The 18,758-nt window shown below is 62.5% G+C and carries 13 protein-coding genes and 1 pseudogene; 12 read left to right on the forward strand and 2 right to left on the reverse strand.

Translation table 11 applies throughout. The features are described from left to right. Together ABEA18_RS10375 and ABEA18_RS10380 are read left to right on the forward strand one after the other, a co-directional pair. Positions 1 to 978 (forward strand): ABC transporter substrate-binding protein, encoded by a 978-nt coding sequence (locus ABEA18_RS10375; protein WP_345449292.1) that lies wholly within the window; start codon positions 1 to 3, stop codon positions 976 to 978. A gap of 438 nt (positions 979 to 1,416) precedes the next feature. After that, positions 1,417 to 1,809, forward strand: a pseudogene (locus tag ABEA18_RS10380) (MFS transporter); the annotation flags it as partial. A gap of 186 nt (positions 1,810 to 1,995) precedes the next feature. Here ABEA18_RS10380 and ABEA18_RS10385 read toward each other — a convergent pair. Next, complete coding sequence (locus ABEA18_RS10385) at positions 1,996 to 2,676, reverse strand: GntR family transcriptional regulator (RefSeq protein WP_345449294.1); 681 nt, start codon at positions 2,674 to 2,676, stop codon at positions 1,996 to 1,998. Positions 2,677 to 2,795: 119 nt separating this feature from the next. On the opposite strand from ABEA18_RS10385, the gene purU reads away from it, so the two are divergent. From purU to ABEA18_RS10420, 7 genes are all read left to right on the forward strand, one after another. Beyond that, entirely contained in the window at positions 2,796 to 3,710 is a 915-nt protein-coding gene (gene purU, locus ABEA18_RS10390) for a formyltetrahydrofolate deformylase (RefSeq protein ID WP_345449295.1), read from the forward strand. A gap of 54 nt (positions 3,711 to 3,764) precedes the next feature. Continuing rightward, positions 3,765 to 6,257, forward strand: a complete 2,493-nt coding sequence (locus ABEA18_RS10395; RefSeq protein ID WP_345449296.1) for a GcvT family protein — start codon at positions 3,765 to 3,767, stop codon at positions 6,255 to 6,257. Between the two features lie 118 nt (positions 6,258 to 6,375). Then, the gene (locus ABEA18_RS10400) at positions 6,376 to 7,002 is read left to right on the forward strand and encodes a cyclodeaminase/cyclohydrolase family protein (RefSeq protein WP_345449297.1); all 627 of its coding nucleotides are present in this window, start codon (positions 6,376 to 6,378) and stop codon (positions 7,000 to 7,002) included. Then, positions 6,999 to 7,874 (forward strand): bifunctional 5,10-methylenetetrahydrofolate dehydrogenase/5,10-methenyltetrahydrofolate cyclohydrolase, encoded by an 876-nt coding sequence (locus tag ABEA18_RS10405; protein WP_345449298.1) that lies wholly within the window; start codon positions 6,999 to 7,001, stop codon positions 7,872 to 7,874. The genes ABEA18_RS10400 and ABEA18_RS10405 overlap by 4 nt, the downstream gene beginning before the upstream one ends. 176 nt (positions 7,875 to 8,050) lie before the next feature. Continuing rightward, on the forward strand, positions 8,051 to 10,378 hold the full coding sequence (locus ABEA18_RS10410) for an FdhF/YdeP family oxidoreductase (RefSeq protein WP_345449299.1): 2,328 nt from the start codon (positions 8,051 to 8,053) through the stop codon (positions 10,376 to 10,378). Positions 10,379 to 10,464: 86 nt separating this feature from the next. After that, positions 10,465 to 11,688, forward strand: coding sequence for a molybdopterin molybdotransferase MoeA (locus ABEA18_RS10415; RefSeq protein ID WP_345449300.1), 1,224 nt, complete (start codon positions 10,465 to 10,467; stop codon positions 11,686 to 11,688). 395 nt (positions 11,689 to 12,083) lie between these two features. Next, positions 12,084 to 12,884, forward strand: coding sequence for an IclR family transcriptional regulator (locus ABEA18_RS10420; protein ID WP_345449301.1), 801 nt, complete (start codon positions 12,084 to 12,086; stop codon positions 12,882 to 12,884). Between the two features lie 196 nt (positions 12,885 to 13,080). Here ABEA18_RS10420 and ABEA18_RS10425 read toward each other — a convergent pair whose 3' ends face one another. After that, positions 13,081 to 14,013, reverse strand: coding sequence for a LysR family transcriptional regulator (locus tag ABEA18_RS10425; protein WP_345449302.1), 933 nt, complete (start codon positions 14,011 to 14,013; stop codon positions 13,081 to 13,083). 159 nt (positions 14,014 to 14,172) lie between these two features. Between ABEA18_RS10425 and ABEA18_RS10430 the strand changes: the two genes are divergently transcribed. From ABEA18_RS10430 to fdhA, 3 genes are all read left to right on the forward strand, one after another. Further along, entirely contained in the window at positions 14,173 to 15,477 is a 1,305-nt protein-coding gene (locus ABEA18_RS10430) for an aromatic ring-hydroxylating oxygenase subunit alpha (protein WP_345449303.1), read from the forward strand. Beyond that, the gene (locus ABEA18_RS10435; protein WP_345449304.1) at positions 15,474 to 16,889 is read left to right on the forward strand and encodes a ferredoxin reductase; all 1,416 of its coding nucleotides are present in this window, start codon (positions 15,474 to 15,476) and stop codon (positions 16,887 to 16,889) included. Before ABEA18_RS10430 ends, ABEA18_RS10435 begins: the two co-directional genes overlap by 4 nt. A 151-nt stretch (positions 16,890 to 17,040) precedes the next feature. Further along, entirely contained in the window at positions 17,041 to 18,261 is a 1,221-nt protein-coding gene (fdhA, locus tag ABEA18_RS10440) for a formaldehyde dehydrogenase, glutathione-independent (protein WP_345449305.1), read from the forward strand. The last annotated feature ends 497 nt before the right edge of the window (positions 18,262 to 18,758 follow it).

Below are 18,758 nucleotides of genomic sequence, written 5' to 3' on the forward strand. Positions count from 1 at the left end.
ATGAAAAAAGCTGGACTGCTGTTGAAACGAACTGTCCCGGTAGTGGCTGGAGCTGCAGCCGCAGCCCTGTTGCTCGCAGGCTGCGGCGGTGCCTCCGTGAACCAGGCCGCTCCTGCCTCCGGGGCCGCCGCGGCGACCTGCGGAAGTGTCAACGTCGCGATGAACGCCTGGGTGGGGTACACGGCCGATGCCGCCGTGTACAGCTACGTCGCGAAGAACAAACTCGGCTGCACCGTGGTGCAGAAGGACCTGAACGAGCAGATCTCCTGGCAGGGCTTTGCCTCCGGCGAGGTCGACGTCGTCATGGAAAACTGGGGCCACGACGATCTGGCCAAGCAATACATCACCGATCAGAAAGTCGCCGTCGACGCCGGGCCCACCGGCAACATCGGCCACATCGGCTGGTACGTGGCGCCTTGGATGGCAGAAAAGTACCCGGACATCACGGACGGGAAGAACCTGAACAAGTACGCCTCGATGCTCGCTACCTCCGAATCCGGAGGCAAAGGCCAGGTACTCGACGGCGATCCCGCCTTCGTCACCAACGACGAGGCCCTGGTAAAGAACCTCAACCTGGACTACAAGGTAGTGTTCTCCGGCTCAGAGGCCGCCCTGATCCAGTCGTTCCGGACTGCGGAGCAAAACAAGACACCGATCCTGGGCTACTTCTACGAACCGCAGTGGTTCCTGTCCCAAGTCCCACTCAAGAAGGTCAATCTGCCCGCGTGGACGAAGGGCTGCGATGCGAACGCAGAAAAAGTCGCCTGTGACTACCCCACGTACACACTGAACAAGGTTATTTCGAAGAAGTTCGCGGACAGCGGCTCGCCCGCAGCCAAGCTCGCGAAAGCCTTCAAATGGACCAACGAAGACCAGAACGCCGTCGCTACCGACATCCAGGGCGGCATGACGCCCGAGGCAGCGGCCAAGAAATGGGTGGACGCCCACCAAGATGCAGTGAACGCCTGGCTCAGCTAGGCCAGACCGTCGTAAGTATGCGACGGCAAATCTTCCCGGTGCTGTCGCACGTATTTCAAGTACCGGTCCAGTAAACCCACCCGCCCACGGGTCACCCGTGGGCGGGTGGGTGATCCGTGGGGCCGGAGCGGATATTACGATCGCAAGCGCCTGCATTGGTTGATCCACTCTTGAATTGCTCGTAACGCAATATGTTGCGTTATCTGCAACAACGCGATTGACTCCAAGTCCTTACCGCGAAATGTGTTGATCACTGCGGAACTACTGCGAGTGGGGCTCTTCTGTCCGCGTCCCGAATCGCATGCCCGAATGACAAAGAGGTGCCTCATGCACAAGACCTGCCCGCCCAGTGAACTCACTCCCGGGGAGGCGCTGCGGCCTTCCTCCTTGATTGACCGCTGAAGGCCATGTCCAGGCCCAGCCCATGGCCCTGGCCGGGCATTCATGTTGATTGGCATGTGAGGCATATGGTCCACCCTGGCCGGCCTTGCCCTGGTCGCCTTCCCCGTGACTTTTTACGTAGCCAACCTCGCTTCGGCGCTCCCTGCGTTGTTTCCAACCTCGAGTCGCTACAGCTGCATGGGCATCGCCTACAACTTCTCCGCGGCCATCTTCGGTGGCACAACCCCCTTCATCGTGCAGGGGCTAATCGATGCTACCGGCGATGACATGGCTCCGGCATGCTATCTGATCGGCACTTCGGTGATAGGTGCGATCGCCATTTACTTCCTGCCGGAGTCGGCGCGCCGTGCGCTCCCCGGTTCAATGCCCAGCGTGGACACGATGGCCGAGGCACGCGCATTGGTGGCAGCCCAAAGGGAGACCGCCTGATCCACTCGGATGAGTCACGTGGCCCCAGGTTCCTTCGCACTTGGGGCTGCAGGGCCGGATGAGGGCGCACATCGACGATGCACTGGCCTGAGCGCCGGCGCGGGGCTGGACGTTAGCGAATTCGGGACCCAAGAGTAATTCGGGTCAAACGTCGTCCAAGGAGCCTAAAGCAGTTGAAGCGATGGCCTAAGCAGCGAAAAGAGCTTCGCGAACAGCGTGCTCGAAGCCGCTGACGTGGATGCGCGCGAGTTCCGCTGCCCGGGCCTCATCCCCGTCGATAACCGCACGGAGCAGGTCCACGTGCTCATGAACGTGGCGCGAAAGGTCGGGAAGGCGATCCAAGACCATGCACCAGATTCGTATCGCGAGGTTGTCGTAGCGAATCAGAACGTCTTCGAGATGGGGATTGCCGGCGGCGGCGTAAATGCCTTGGTGCACCCGAGCATCCAGCCGCAGGGTTTCGACCACGGACGCCGTAACGGTGTCGAAAGACTCGACAGCGCGCATAACTCCTCGCAATCGCTCCCTCATCGATTCCGTCGCCACGCGAGCAGCCCGGGCGGCGGCAACGGGTTCGAGTTGGGCGCGTATTTCGGAAATGAACGCAAGGTCGGTAACCTCGACTCGCGTCGCAAAAGTTCCCCTTCGCGGATAGGAAACTACCAGGCGATCGAGCTCCAGCCGCTTCAAGGCTTCACGTACCGGGGTCCTCCCGACGCCGAGGTCCTTGGCGAGGTCGTCGTCATTGAGGAGATCGCCGGGCTTGATGTCGAGCATCAGCAGCCTGTCCCGGATGCGCTCATAGGCTACGTCGGCCAACGACCTCTTTGCCGCATCGTCAGCGATTGCCAGACCTTCAAAAGCCATAACCGGTTTCCTTTTCATTCAAGCCAAGATGGCTATTGACCTCACCCATTGACCAGTATACGCTGAATGTCACGCTAATATATCAGTTGTGATTCGCAAAATATATCTAAGGAGGAGACATGACACTAGTGGCGGCAGACTCATCTACCAGCACGCTGACTCAGTCAGAAGCCCGAGCGGAAGACCAAACGCAGAAATTCGTGCTCACACTGTCGTGCGGCGAACGCGCGGGCATCGTCCAGGCGGTCACCACCTTTCTCTTTGAGCGTGGCTTTAACATCGACGAACACCAACAGTTCGACGACGGCCTCCGCCAGACGCTGCATCTGCGCACCTCCTTTTCCGGCTCGGCAGACCACACCCCAGAGAGTCTCCAGGAAGAATTCGGGCCGATCGCTGACCGGTTCGACATGAAATTCAGCTTTCATGACCAGACGAAGCAACGCATCCTCGTGATGGTGTCCAAGTTCGGCCACTGCCTGAACGACCTGCTCTTCCGCTGGCGCGGCGGCAGCCTCGGGGGCGACATAGCCCTCATAGTTTCCAATCATGAAACCCACCGGGCCATGGCCGAAGCCACGGGCCTCCCCTTCATCTACCTCCCGGTGACCGCTGAGACAAAGTCAGATGCCGAACGGCGCCTCCTGGAACTGGTGGATGAGCACAACATCGACCTCGTCGTGCTCGCCCGGTACATGCAGGTATTGTCCGACGACCTCTGCCGCTCTTTGGAAGGCCGGGCTATCAACATCCACCACTCCTTCCTCCCCGGGTTCAAGGGTGCACGCCCCTACCACCAGGCGTATGACCGTGGAGTCAAGCTGGTGGGCGCCACGGCCCATTACGTAACCGCGGAACTGGATGAGGGGCCAATCATCGAGCAGGAGGTCATCAGGGTCGACCACAGCTACGGCCCGACCGCCCTTTCAACGGTGGGGCAGGACGCCGAGGCACTGGCATTGTCCCGTGCCGTGCGCTGGCACTGCGAACACCGTGTGCTGCTGGATCAAACCAGCACCGTCGTGTTCCGCTAAGCACGACCACCAAACCAGCAGAGACAACGCACTAATATCAGCAGGAGAGACCACATGGCTTCGACGCCAAGCATTGTCATTATCGGAGCTGGAATCGTCGGCACGAACCTGGCCGATGAACTAGTCACCCGGGGTTGGAACAACATCACGGTCCTGGACCAAGGGCCGCTGAACATGCCCGGGGGCTCAACGTCCCACGCCCCAGGTCTTGTCTTCCAGACCAACCCCTCAAAGTCCATGGCGCTCTTCGCCAAGTACACGGTGGAGAAGCTTTTGTCCTTGGCCGAGGACGGCGTCAGTTGCTTCAACCAGGTCGGTGGCCTCGAGGTCGCCACCACCGAGACCCGTCTCGCGGACCTGAAGCGGAAGCTCGGATACGCAGCATCGTATGGAATTAGCGGCAAGATCCTTTCGCGTGAAGAGTGCATGGAGCTCTACCCGCTCCTGAACGAGGAAGACATTCTGGGAGGCCTGCATGTCCCCAGCGACGGCCTGGCCAACGCCGCCCGCGCGGTTCAGCTGCTGATCAAGCGTACGGAAGCCGCGGGCGTCAAGTACCGGGGCAACACCACGGTCACGGGTATCGAACAGTCCGGCCGGCGGGTCACGGGCGTCCAGACGTCTGAAGGTGTTGTCCCCGCGGACATCGTGGTTTCCTGCGCAGGCTTCTGGGGTGCCAAGATCGGCGAAATGATCGGCATGTCCGTCCCCCTTCTGCCCTTGGCCCACCAGTACGTCAAGACCACCCCGGTGCCGGTGTTGAAGGGCAAGAACGAACTGCCCAACGGGGCCTCCTTGCCCATCCTGCGACACCAGGACCAAGACCTTTACTACCGCGAGCACGGCGAACGCTACGGCATCGGTTCCTACGCCCACCGCCCCATGCCCGTGGACCTAGACGAACTCGGCACCTTTGATCCCGCCGCGATTAGCGAACACAACATGCCCTCCCGGCTGGATTTCACCTTGGAGGACTTCCTCCCGGCATGGGAAGCCACCAAGCGCATCCTTCCTACGCTGCGGGAAACCGACATCGAGGATGGCTTCAACGGCATCTTCTCCTTCACTCCCGACGGCGGATCCTTGGTGGGCGAGTCCAAGGAACTGGACGGCTTCTTCGTCGCGGAAGCCGTGTGGGTGACCCACTCTGCCGGTATCGCCCGCGCCGTTGCCGAACTGTTGACCACCGGCAGGTCGGAGATCGATCTGGGTGATTGCGATATTCACCGCTTCGAAGAGGTCCAGCTGACACCGGAGTACGTCAGTGAAACGTCACAACAGAATTTCGTGGAAATCTACGACGTCCTCCACCCGCTCCAGTCCAAGCTCTCCCCCCGCAACCTCCGGGTCAGCCCTTTTTACGCCCGCCACAAGGCTTTGGGAGGGTTCTTCCTGGAAGGCGGCGGATGGGAGCGCCCCTACTGGTTCGAAGCCAACGCGGAGCTGCTGAAGGAGATGCCGGCTGATTGGCAGCCCCCGGCCCGTGACGCTTGGTCCGGGATGTTCAGCTCGCCCATTGCCGCTGCCGAAGCCTGGAAGACCCGCACAGCGGTGGCCATGTACGACATGACTCCGCTCAAGCGCCTCGAGGTCTCCGGCCCGGGAGCGCTGAAGCTGCTGCAGGAACTCACCACCGCGGACATGGCAAAGAAGCCCGGCGCAGTCACCTACACCCTCCTGCTGGACGACGCCGGCGGCATCCGAAGCGACATCACCGTGGCCCGGCTGGGAGAAGACACCTTCCAACTCGGAGCGAACGGAAATGTCGATACCGCTTACTTTGACCGCGCAGCCCGCCATCAGACCGAAAGCGGGAGCGCCAGCGACTGGGTCCAGGTGCGCGACACGACGGGTGGCACGTGCTGCATCGGCCTGTGGGGTCCGCTGGCCCGGGACCTGATCAGCACCGTCAGCAGCGACGATTTCTCCAACGACGGTCTCCGCTACTTCCGTGCCAAAAAGGTTGTCATCGGCGGCGTCACCGTCACCGCGATGCGCCTGTCCTACGTCGGCGAGCTCGGCTGGGAGCTCTACACCAATGCAGACAACGGCCAGCGCCTCTGGGATGCCTTGTGGAAGGCCGGGCAGCCTCACGGCGTTATCGCCGCGGGCCGGGCCGCCTTCAGCTCGCTGCGTCTTGAAAAGGGTTACCGCTCGTGGGGCACTGACATGACCACCGAGCACGACCCGCTGGAAGCTGGCCTCGGATTCGCCGTCAAAATGACCAAGGAGAACTTTGTCGGGAAGGCCGCTTTGGAAGGCCGTACCGAGGAATCCGCCACCCGCCGCTTGCGCTGCCTGACGGTCGACGACGGCCGCAGCATTGTGCTCGGCAAAGAACCGGTCTTCTACAAGGACCAGGCGGTCGGCTATGTCACCAGTGCCGCCTACGGCTACACCGTCGCCAAACCGATCGCTTACGCCTACCTCCCGGCCGCTGTGTCCGTTGGTGATTCTGTCGAGATCGAGTACTTCGGACGACGCATCCAGGCTACAGTCACCGCAGATCCGCTTTACGACCCCACGATGACCAGGCTCCGCGGCTAACCACCCGCCGGACCACTAAGGGCCCGCGGCCCGGACTCACCAGAGTCCGGGCCGCCGCTCTTCGACGGCTCGTCCCCAATCCCGCCTCGTCGGCTCGAGCTTCAGCCCAGGAAGACACATGATCAGTTCAGAAACAATCACCGGATACCTCGCCAGCCTTGCCTCACGGGAACCCACCCCAGGCGGCGGCGCAGCCGCGGCCCTCCACGCCGCCCAGGGGGCAGCTCTCGTCGCCATGGTTGCCAGATACACCACCGGTCCGAAATACGAGCAACACGCCCAACTCGTTCAACGGATCATCAGCGCCGCCGACGGGCTGGTAGTTGAGACCCTTCGCCTGGCCGACGCCGACCAGCAGGCGTTCCAAGGCGTCATCGATTCGTACAAGCTTCCGTCCGGAAAGGAAGATCTCAAGGCCGCACGAACCGCGGCCATCCAGGAAGCCCTCATCCTGGCCGCGCACCCCCCGGCCCAGCTCATCCAGCTCGCCGGCGCCATCGTGGAGCTTGCCACGGAACTCTTCGAGGTCGCGAACGCAAACGTGATCAGCGACATCGCCGCTGCCGCCGACGCCGCCCGCGCAGCCGCCACCACCGCCAGGGTGAATATCGACATTAACGTGGTTGCCATCAAAGATGCCGGAGCCCGTTCACGGTTGACTGACCAGACCGACGGCCTGGAAGAAAAGGTCATCCTGCCAGCAGACTCCCTCGTACGGCGCGTGCGCGAAAGGATCCTCGGTTGAGCACCTTACTCCTCTCCGGAAAGACACTGGCAAAGGCCATTCAGCAGAATGCCCACGATGAGGCCCGGCGCCTCGACGCCGACGGCCTGCACCCAACGCTCGCAGTGGTTGTGGCTACCGACGACGGCTCCACGCATTGGTATGTCCGGTCCATCGAACGGGCCGCAGAAAGGGCCGGGATCAGTTGCCGGATTGTGGACCTTGGCCACGATGCTACCGGCGAGGCCTTAGCCGCTTCACTTCAGGGGCTCAGCACTGATCCATCAGTCAACGGCATCATCCTCCAGACGCCTCTGCCCCCCGGGGTCGAGACAGATGAGCTGGTCGGGCACATTACCCCGGAGAAGGACATCGACGGCGCGAACCCGTTGAGTCTTGGCCGATTGGCTGTCGGCCAGCCCTCGTTCGCACCTGCCACGGCCCGCGCCGTAATCGAGATCCTTGACCACTTCGACATCCCACTCGCAGGCCGGAACGTCGTCGTTATTGGCCGTTCCGCCGTCGTGGGGAAGCCGCTGTCCCTGCTGCTGTTGGAACGCGACGCCGCCGTCACCGTCTGCCACTCCAAGTCAGGTCCGCTTGAGAACTACACCAAGACCGCCGACGTCGTGGTCGTCGCTGCCGGGCGGACCGGCCTGTTGAATGGCGACCACGTTTCTTCTGCTGCAGTAGTGATCGACGTCGGCACCAACGTCCTTCCCGACGGCACCCTCGTGGGGGATGTCGACGAAGCCAGCGTGCGCGGCGTTGCCGCGGCACTGACACCCGTCCCAGGCGGCGTCGGCTCCGTCACCACATCCCTGCTTCTCCTGCACACAACCGAGGCCGCGCGGAAACAGTCGCGCACCCTACTCCTTGGAACCGCCGGATGATCCATCCTGGCGGTTGAAGGCGTGGATACCCCTACTGAAGCCCCGGGGCACCCAGGTGCATCCAAATGGTCGCTCTCGAGCCGCTTCATAGCTTCCCCTTGGCTTTCGACACTCCACATTGCCTCAAAGGGTCGCCGCCCACACCCATTTCCTGCAAAGTCTGAAGGGAAGATCACATGGCTTCAAAAGCCCCTAAACATAATATCGACGAGTCAAAGCTGACCGTCACCAAACCCAAGAACAAGGCCGTTGGCATTCCCGCGGTCGTCAACTCGCTGAAGATCTCCCTTGAGCAGATGGGTCCGTTGCGCAGCGCCCAAACGCTGCTTGCAGTCAACCAGACCGGCGGGTTCGACTGCATGGGCTGCGCGTGGCCCGAGCACGAAAAGCGCAACGCAGCCGAGTTCTGTGAGAACGGCGCCAAGGCAGTGGCAGAAGAGGGCACCCGCCGCCGCGTTACGCCTGAATTCTTCGCCCAGCATTCCATCGAGGACCTGAAAACGCGGGACGACTACTGGCTGGGCCAGCAGGGCAGGCTCACACACCCTATGCTGTTGGACGAAGGCGCAACGCACTACACACCCATCGAATGGGACGCTGCCTACGAGCTGATCGCGCAAGAGATCAAAGGCATGGACCACCCCGACGACGCAGTTTTCTATACTTCCGGGCGGACATCGAATGAAGCAGCTTTCCTCTACCAACTCCTCGTGCGGGGATTGGGCACAAACAATCTCCCCGATTGCTCCAACATGTGTCATGAGTCCTCGGGTTCAGCCCTCGTTGAAACCATCGGCATCGGCAAGGGCTCCGTCAGTCTCACCGACTTGGAGACGTCTTCGCTGATTTTCGTGGCCGGGCAAAATCCGGGCACCAACCACCCTCGCATGCTCAGCGCACTGGAAAAGGCGAAGAAGAACGGTGCCTGCATCATTTCCGTCAATCCACTTCCCGAGGCCGGGCTCCTCCGGTTCCAGAATCCACAGACCATCTCCGGCACGCTCGTTGGCACGCAACTGACCGACGACTTCCTGCAGATCCGGGCCGGTGGCGATCAGGCCCTCTTCCAAGGGCTCGGCAAGTACCTCCTGGAGGCGGAGGCCCAAGGGAGGAGGACCCCTGGACTGCCCACGGTCCTCGACCATGAATTTATCAAGGACCACACCGTGGACATCGAGGAATACCTGCGGTACCTCGAAAAGGTCGAGTGGGATGACATCGTCGAAGCCACCGGCTTGACCCTGGAGCAAATCAAGTCCACCGGCGAACGCCTGCTGGCTTCCAACGCCACCATCGTCTGCTGGGCCATGGGCCTGACGCAACACAAGCACTCGGTTCCCACCCTCCGTGACGTGGTCAACGTGCTGCTTCTTCAGGGCAACATCGGCAAGGCCGGAGCGGGAGTCTGCCCTGTCCGCGGCCACTCAAACGTCCAGGGCGACCGCACCATGGGCATCTTCGAAAAGATGCCAGAGGCGTTCCATGACAGGCTGGACAAGGAGTTCAAGTTCCTTTCCCCCCGCAAGCACGGCTACGACACGGTTGCAGCGATTCGTGCCATGCGGGACGGCAAGGTCCGCGTGTTCGTTGGAATGGGTGGAAACGTCGTCCGGGCGGCCCCGGATTCCGAGGTCACGGAACGGGCATTGGCCAACACGGACCTGACCGTACAGATCTCCACGAAGCTGAACCACTCCCACGTGTCCACGGGCCGACGCGCGCTGATCCTCCCGACGCTGGGTCGGACCGAAAAGGACCCGCAGGGCACCGGCGACCAGCGGGTGACGGTGGAAGACTCGATGAGCGCCGTCCATGCGTCCCGCGGACGCATCAAGCCGGCCAGCGAGCACCTCCACTCAGAAGTAGCCATAGTGTGCAACCTCGCCCACAAGCTCTTCACCGACAGTGACAGCCTCCCGCTGCCCAACACACCCAAAGCTGCCTGGCTCTCGATGAAAGCCGACTACTCCCTCGTCCGGAAACACATCGAGGCGGTCATCGACGGCTTCGAAAACTTCGAGGAGCGGATCGAGCACCCTGGCGGCTTTGTTCTCCCCCACCCTCCGCGGGACGCCAGACAGTTCGAGACCGCGTCCGGCAAGGCCCACTTTACCGGCAATGAGCTGGAATACATCAAGGTACCCGAGGGGCGGCTGGTCCTTCAGACCCTGCGCTCACATGACCAGTACAACACCACCATCTACGGCAAAGATGACCGATACCGCGGTGTCCACGGTGGACGTCGGGTGGTCCTGGTTAACGAGACTGACATCGCTGAACTGGGGTTCAAAGACGGTGACATGGTTCATTTGATTTCAGAGTTCCGCGGGACAGAGCGGCGGGCCGAGAACTTCCGGATCGTTTCGTACTCGACACCGAAGGGCTGTGCGGCAGCATACTACCCGGAGACCAACGTGCTTGTGCCGCTCGATTCGGTGGCTGACACCAGCGGTACACCGACGTCAAAATCCGTCATCGTGCGGCTGGAACGGAGCAAAACGTGAGCGCCGACATGACGACGTCAACAGCGTCCAAGGGTGTGGACGGGCCGCGGACCCGCGGCGCATGAAACAGTCAGGAAAGGCCCGCCATGCCAGCTCATGAAATAGCCGCAAACGGTCGCGCTTCCGCGTCCACCCTTATCCGCCAGCCCGCCGGAAGGCCCGGCCCAAGCTGGTCCGAAGCGCGCCAGATTGCCTTTGATTGCGCATCAGCACTCCCGCCGGTGGGCGTCCCACTCGCTTCATCACTAGGCCGAACACTGGCCCGCGACGTCATCGCCCGGCAGAACACTCCCCACTACGCTTCCTCGGCAATGGACGGTTGGGCCGTCAATGGCACCGGCCCCTGGAGCCTTTCCCCACAGGGATGCACGTTGTCGCCCGGCGAGGCCAGCACCATCGCCACCGGTGGACTGGTACCGTCGGGCGCCGACTCGATACTCCGCACAGAAAGTGGCCATCTCACCCACAATGCGGAAGGCGAGCTCCTGTTGACGCTCAACGACCACGGGAGGCACGGCGAGCCACTGCCCGGTCGGCACATCCGCCGTGCCGGCGAAGAGGCCACGGCGGGCGAGGTGTTGATCCCGGCGGGTACGTTAATGAACCCGGCCCACATTGCCCTGGCTGCTGTAGCCGGTAACGACGAACTGCAGGTCCACGGACGAGCGATGGTAGCGATAGTTCTGACTGGTGCTGAGGTCATAACCTCCGGTGTTCCGGCCCCGGGACAGGTCAGGGACACGTTCGGTCCGCAACTTGCGTCGGTCATTTCCCTTCTTGGAGCCACACCCGGCAGCCCCTTCCGTATCGGCGACTCCTACCAAGACTGGCTCTCGGCCCTCGGAGACTCTGGATCCCTCACCGGGCAGCGACCCGATGTAACCATAACGACCGGGGGAACCGGCCGATCCGGCACAGACCATTTCCGCGCCGCGGTAGCCGCCCTGGGCGGCCGGCTGTTGCTGGACGGCGTCGCCATGCGCCCTGGCCACCCCGCTGTCTTGGCCGAACTTCCCGACGGTCGGTTCCTCCTCGGCCTTCCCGGAAACCCCCTCGCTGCAATGATGGCGCTGGTCACGCTCGCAGAGCCGCTTCTGGCAGCCCTCGGAAACATGTCCATGAGCGCAGTTGGACACGTGATCTCGGGCGCTGACGTTGATCCCAACCCGGGGCGTACGCGCCTCATCCCCTGCACGTTTAACCAGGGACTAGCATTTCCGGTCTCACATGCAGGACCGGGCATGATGCGCGGTCTTGCCTGGGCGGACGGCGTCATGGCCGTTCCCCCCCGACGGCGTCCTGTCCGCTGAGCCCGTTCCCGTGCTCCCGCTCCCATGGACACAGCCGAACGAGACCATCGCTTCCACAAAGTCTCGGGTACCGAGCGTCGCATGTGAGGAATGACTCGGTGTAGGAAGATTCACCGCTTTCGTGCCGACCATTCAGGCACCGAATACCCAATACGGGCGCGATATCAGTTGCGCGCCCTCTTCTTCTCGTATGCCGGCGCACGCCGCTACCTCGGGGGCACCCCACATTTTGGGGCGCCCCTGTCTTAACCTTGGATTTGCTCAGCCGCGTGGAGGCTGGGGTGCCGGTTGAAAAGCCGGCGCCTGAGCCGGTCTAGGATGAAACATGACGAGGTGGCAGTTCGTCTGGGACTTCCAGGCCTGGGTACTCCGCATGAACAAAGACACGAGGCGACATGGTCGAACGCAACGACCCGGATCAGGGCGTAGACGCACAGGGCGGCGGCGTCCAATCGGTGGACCGTGCCCTCCAGATCCTGGATATCCTCGCCCGTGTGGGTGATGCCGGCGTCAGTGAGATCGCTGAGGAGATGGGCGTCCACAAATCCACAGTATCCCGCCTCGTTGGGTCCTTGGTGGGTCGCGAACTGGTCCGCCAGAACAGCGAACGCGGCAAGTATCAGCTGGGCTTTGGAATCCTGCGATTGGCTTCGTCCATCCCAGGCCGGTTGAGCGTGGTGCGAGAGGCCAGCGACGTTTTAGAGAGCCTCGCTGCGCGCTACAAGGAAACAGTGAACTTGGCCGTCCTGCGATCGAACTACGCCGTCAACGTGGACCAGGCCATGGGCCCCTCCACGCTCGCAACCTACGACTGGGTCGGCAGCCTCACGCCCCTGCATGCCACGTCAAGCGGCAAGGTTCTGCTTGCTGCCCTTCCGGTGGACGAAAGAGACACCATCCTCAAGACCGTCGGCCTGCCAGCCCGCACTCCGCGTACCGTGAAAAATCGTGCGCAACTAGAGAAACAGCTGCTCGAAATTTCCCGGCAAGGCTATGCGATAGTCCGCGAGGAGTTCGAAATCGGCCTGTCAGCGGTCGCAGTTCCCATTTGTAACCATCTTGGGAATGTAATCGCTGCCGTGAGTATCTCCGGTCCTGCGTTCCGATTCACTCCGGAAGAGGACCCCGGACTCATCGAAGGGCTCCGCGCGGCCGGACTGTCAATTAGCGCGAAAATGGGCTACAGACCCCGATAATCCCTACCGAAGAGGTCGGGCATAACGGGGGCAAATGGGCGCACGCCTAGGCCCTGGCCTTCGAGTCTCTCCGGGACCGGGTACAGAGTCCGGCCTTTGATGCCGATGAAGCCGAGCAGCCGAAGGACCCCGGCGGACGCGTGGCCGCCATCAGGACCTGCTGGCCTTGTCGGCAACAAATCGCGGCCGTCCGCTCTCAGAGATCGACTTCGGGGCGGGCGGTGAGTATCCGATTGGCGCTGACCTGCAGGATGCCGAGCGACTCCTGGATCAGAGGCGATGCGATGCTGCCCTTGCGCACCGCAGCGACAATGCGGCGCGCGGGTTTCCCCTTGCCGGTAATGCGGAGCCTAACCACGTTTTCGGCACTTCGCAGGGGCGCCAGCCGCGGCAGCAGGCCCACTCCCAGCCCCGCACCAACGAAGGCGATCTGCGTTTCCCATTCAACGGCCTCATGGGCAATTCGCGGTGTCACCCCGACTGCCGTGAAGGCCGCGGTGAATAGGGCATGGTAGGTAGAACCGGCGGCCTCGGTGATCCAAGGTTCCGAAGCCAGCTCTTCGAGCGTCACCGTTTCCCGAGATGCCAAGGGATGGTCGGAGGGAATGATCACATCCAAGGGATCGTCGAGCAAGACGGTCTGCTCGAAGCGCGGATCGTCCTCAACATAGATGTCGGACTGCATCGCAACGATGACCGCGAGATCGATTCGCTCGGCAACCAACAAGTCGAAGCAGCGGGCAGGGTTGGCCTCGAGTACGTGTACGTCCAGCAGGGGGCGTGTCGAGCGCAGGGTGGCGGCCAGCGGCGCAAGCAACTGGGCAGCCGCTGTGGAGAATCCGCCAAGCCCAAAATGCGACTGCACTTGGTCGCCGGCCGCCATGGCCGCCGCGCGCAGGCTCTCCCATTGCGCAATGAGCGCGTCCGAGCCCGCCACGAGATAGCGGCCCGTGGCGGTCAGCCGCACCCCCCGGCCGTCCTTCGTCAGTAGCTGCATTCCAAGCACCCGCTGCAGCTCCCGCAATTGCGCGGAGACGGCGGAAGGAGAATACCCCGTGAGCTCCGCGGTTGCCCCAACGGTGCCGCACCGGGCAAACACCCGAAGTGTCAAGAGCCGCGGATCAATCATGCACCTATTATGCATGGTTATTTCCGAAATCTTGCGCTTTTATTGCAGATCGATCCTCCCTAATCTCATGACTACAACGTTTCGACAACGCCGGTTGCCCCGCCAACTCCGTGGGCCCCACGACTCGCACGCCGGCCCAGCCCTCCCGGGAGGAAACCCATGTCTGCTCTAGTGAACGCGCCGCTCAATTCACGCGGAAAACTCGCTTCATCATTGCCTGCCGAGCAGGTGGCGGAAATCACCGAGTTGTTCGATTTCCGGCGCGTGGGATATTCCCTCGATGCCCCCTTCTACACCGACCCGACGATTTTCAACATCGACATGCAGGCCATTTTCGGCCAGCACTGGATCTTTGCCGCCAGCATCGCCGAACTGCCGGAGCCGGGCGACTACGTCACCGTCGACTACGGACCCTACTCCCTGATCGTGCTGCGCAACGACGACGGCAGCGTGAACGTCCTGCACAACGTATGCCGCCACCGCGGCGCCCGCGTCCTGACCGAACCCGCGGGGTCCACTGGAAACCTGGTATGCGGCTATCACTCCTGGACCTACTCCCCCAACGGCGATTTGATCCACGCCTCGGCACCGGGGGAAACGAAGTTTGACAAGAGCTGTTTCGGCCTCAAGCGCGCCGACAGCCGCGTGTTCGTCGGGCTCATCTTCGTCTGCATCGCAGACGAACCACCGACGGATTTCGACGAAACCGGAAAGATCTTCGAGCCCTACCTCGCGCCCCACGATCTGTCTAAGACGAAAATCGCCTACCAGCAGAACATCATCGAGGAGGGCAACTGGAAGCTCGTCATGGAGAACAACCGTGAGTGCTACCACTGCGACGGCCATCCGGAACTCGCCTGCTCCCTCTTTCCCACCTGGGGCCTGACGGAGGGCCTGATCCCGGCCCATCTCGAAGAAGTGTGGGACCGCAACAAGAAAGCACAGTCCTCGCTCGAGGAGCGTTGCCGCCGCTATGGCCTTCCCTATGAGGTCATCGAGGAGCTCGACACCCGCATAGCGGGAATCCGCATCTCACGGGACTCGCTCGACGGCGAAGGCGAATCGTTCTCACCCGACGGGCGCAGGCTCTCCAAGAAGCTGCTCGGCGACTTGCGGGACTTCCGCCTTGGCCGCTGCTCGATGCACCTGCAGCCCAACAGCTGGTTCCACTTCCTCGGGGACCACGTCATCACGTTCGCCGTCTTCCCCATCAACGAACACCAGACACTTGTACGCACCACCTGGCTGGTGGCTGACGATGCCGAGGAAGGCGTCGACTACGACCTGGAGAAACTCACGTACACCTGGAAGCAGACCAATCTGCAGGATAAGGCGTTCGTGGAGCTATGCCAGAAGGGCGCCAGCAGCCCCGCCTACGAGCCCGGCCCGTACATGAAAAGTGAATACCAGGTCGAGGCGTTCATCAACTGGTACGTGCAGCGCGTGCAGGAGCACTTGGCATGATTGAACTCGGCACCGTCACGGCAATCCAGGAACCACAGCGCATCCGCGGTCTAGAGATGCCGTGGAACAGGGTGATGGGCAGCACCGAGGGACCCGCCGGTGCCGCCCGCGCATTGGGCCCCTGGCATCCGCAGGAGTTCATGGCCGAATGTGTCGAGATCGTTCCCGAGGTGGGCGGCATGATGACCTTCGTGTTCCGCCGCTGTGACGGTGCGCCGCTGGCGTTCCGTCCTGGCCAGTACGTGAACGTCGCCTTTCCCGTGAACGGCGAGGACCAGGACGCGGTGGACCGCAGCTACTCGCTGTCCAGTTCGCCCACCAAGCCCTGGACCTTCGACATCACAGTCAAACGCGACCCCACGGGACAGGTCTCGCCGTGGGTGCACGAGAACGTCAAACCCGGGACCGTTCTCGACATGCTCGGACCAGTCGGGGCATTCCACCTGCCCGACGCCGACCGGCGGGCACGGTACCTGTTTCTGGCCGCCGGCGCGGGCATCACCCCCATCATGTCGATGGTGCGGACCATCCACTCCCTGCCCGGACAGGCCGATGTCGTGGTGCTCTACCACGGAGCGGCGGCCGGAGACTTTGCCTTCCACCAGGAGCTCGCCTACATCGCCTCCGTGGACTCGCGCGTCAAGGTCTTCTACTCCCTGGGAAACCGCAGCAAACCCGAGGGGTGGGAAGGGCTCACCGGAAGGCTGACGGCGGCTATCCTCGACGAAGTGGCTCCCGATGCCAACGGCCGCCAAGTCTATGCCTGCGGTCCCGAGGGTTATCTGAACACCGCCACCGAGCTCCTCAAGACAGTCGGCGTCGACGACACCTCCATCTACATGGAATTCTTCTCGGGAGACCGCCAGACGATCCTTGAATACCAAGCGGAGCTCGCGCTCGCGGTGGACATCGCGGAGGAAATCGCCGAGGAAATCGCCCATTCCGCCGAGGACTACTACGAAAGCCAGCCCACCGCGTTCGGGCTCTACGAACCCGGCTACGATGCCGAGGGAACCCTTCAGGCCACTGGGCTGCCGCTGGAAACCATCGACCCGGACGCTCTCTCTCCCGAAGCCCTCGACGGCGGTACGGACGTGGGACCGGAGGCCGGGTCCCCTGATGCCTCGAACTTCGACACGGTCGGAACGGGAAGCCTCACGCTGTCCTTCATGCGCACCGGCATCAACGTGCGCATCGACCCCGCCGAACACATCCTCGGGGTGGCCCAGCGTGCGGGCGTCAGGATCGGCGCGAACTGCAAGGAGGGCATGTGCGGCTCCTGCAAGGTCGTGAAGCTTTCCGGGGAGGTCGAGATGAACCACCAGGGCGGGATCCGCGCACGGGAAATCGATGCAGGCAAGTTCCTGCCCTGCTGCTCTACCGCGAGCACCGATCTGGTGATCGATGCCTAGCCGCCTCCAGCTGTTCCAGGCCAGACAGCATTAGGGACTTTTCCAAGTGACCAACTTGCTTCACGAAAACTGACAACAACTACCTCACGGACAGTCTGATGCGACCAGCATCACCGTGAGGGTTCGATCGCCAACCCATAGGAGCCATTCAATGTCAGGTAACAAAGCCGTTGCATACAAGGCGCCGGGGATTGTGGAAATCATCGATACCCCGTTTCCCACCTTTGAACTGCAGGCCGGCCCCGGCGTCAATCCCGTCAATGTCGGTCGGAAGGTCCCGCACGGGGTCATCCTGCGCACCGTCAGCACCAACATCTGCGGCTCGGACCAGCACATGGTTCGTGGCCGCACGACCGCTCCGGCCGGTCTCGTCCTAGGGCACGAGATCACCGGGGAAGTCATCGAGACCGGGCCCGACGTCGAGTTCATCAACGTTGGGGACATCGTGTCGGTCCCCTTCAACATCTCCTGCGGTCGCTGCCGGAACTGCAAGGAGGGCAAGACCGGGATCTGCCTGAACGTGAACCCGGACCGTCCCGGGTCCGCATACGGCTATGTCGACATGGGCGGATGGGTCGGCGGGCAGGCGGAGTTCGTCTTGGTCCCCTACGCGGACTGGAACCTGCTGCGGTTCCCCGATCGGGATCAGGCCCTGGAGAAGATCATGGATCTGACCATGCTCTCGGACATCCTCCCGACCGGTTTTCACGGGGCCGTCACGGCAGGTGTCGGCGTCGGGTCCACTGTCTACGTTGCCGGGGCCGGTCCTGTGGGGCTTGCCGCGGCGGCCAGCGCCCAACTGTTGGGGGCCGCCGTGGTCATCGTGGGGGATCTCAATGAGGATCGCCTGGCCCAGGCCCGGTCCTTTGGTTGCGAAACCGTCAATGTGGCCAACGGCGACCCGGCTGACCAGATCGAGCAGCTTCTCGGCGTCAGGGAGGTCGATGCCGGGATCGACGCAGTCGGTTTCGAGGCCCGCGGACACGGACACGGTGCCGGGGCCCAGGAGGCACCGGCCGCCGTGCTCAATTCGCTGATGGACCTCACCGCCGCCGGCGGGTCCCTGGGCATTCCCGGCCTTTATGTCACCGGGGATCCGGGTGCCGCGGACGAGGCCGCCCAGAAGGGCAGCCTATCCCTATCCCTAGGCACCGGTTGGGCGAAGTCCCTCTCCTTCACGACCGGCCAGTGCCCGGTGATGAAGTACAACCGGCAGTTGATGATGGCGATCCTGCATGACAGGATCCAAATCGCCAAGGCGGTCAACGCTACAGCCATTTCGCTCCAGGACGCCCCGCGCGGGTATGCGGAATTCGATGCCGGAGCCGCCACGAAGTATGTACTGAACCCGAACGGCTACCTCAGCAACTAGTAAATAGGAACCCGCCGAGGCGGCACGCGGCATTACCGGCCCGTGCCGCCTAGGCACACCCATCACCAACACAAAGTAAGGGTTATCTCCATGTCCCAGCACCAAGACCAGGCACCTACCCTCCGGATTAGCAGTAGCGGGAAGGAGTTCGTAGATATCGAGTTGGAGTCATCTAGTCCCGTGACTGTTCGGCTGCAGGTGGATGGTGGCTGCAATTGCCAGCACGACAACCGAAACCGCCCCGGCTCCTACGTCGACAGTGATCTCGGTCTCCGCTGACCGCCGCGCCGACCGAGGCCCTGAATCAACCGTAATGCCGTGGCGTCCAACCGGAAGTCCCAGTACTGCGCCGGCCCCGGAACAACCATCAAGGGTCTGCGCCTGAAGCACGGACGATCGGACTGGCCGGAGTCTGTTCTACCGGATCGCAGCATCAGCATCATCGGAGGATAAGCAACGTGTCCCCCGGTGGGGCTCTCTGGATCCGGAGGAAATGA

Origin of the sequence: Arthrobacter gyeryongensis (assembly GCF_039543785.1) — a bacterium.
In the GTDB taxonomy this organism is placed as follows: Bacteria; Actinomycetota; Actinomycetes; order Actinomycetales; family Micrococcaceae; genus Arthrobacter; species Arthrobacter gyeryongensis.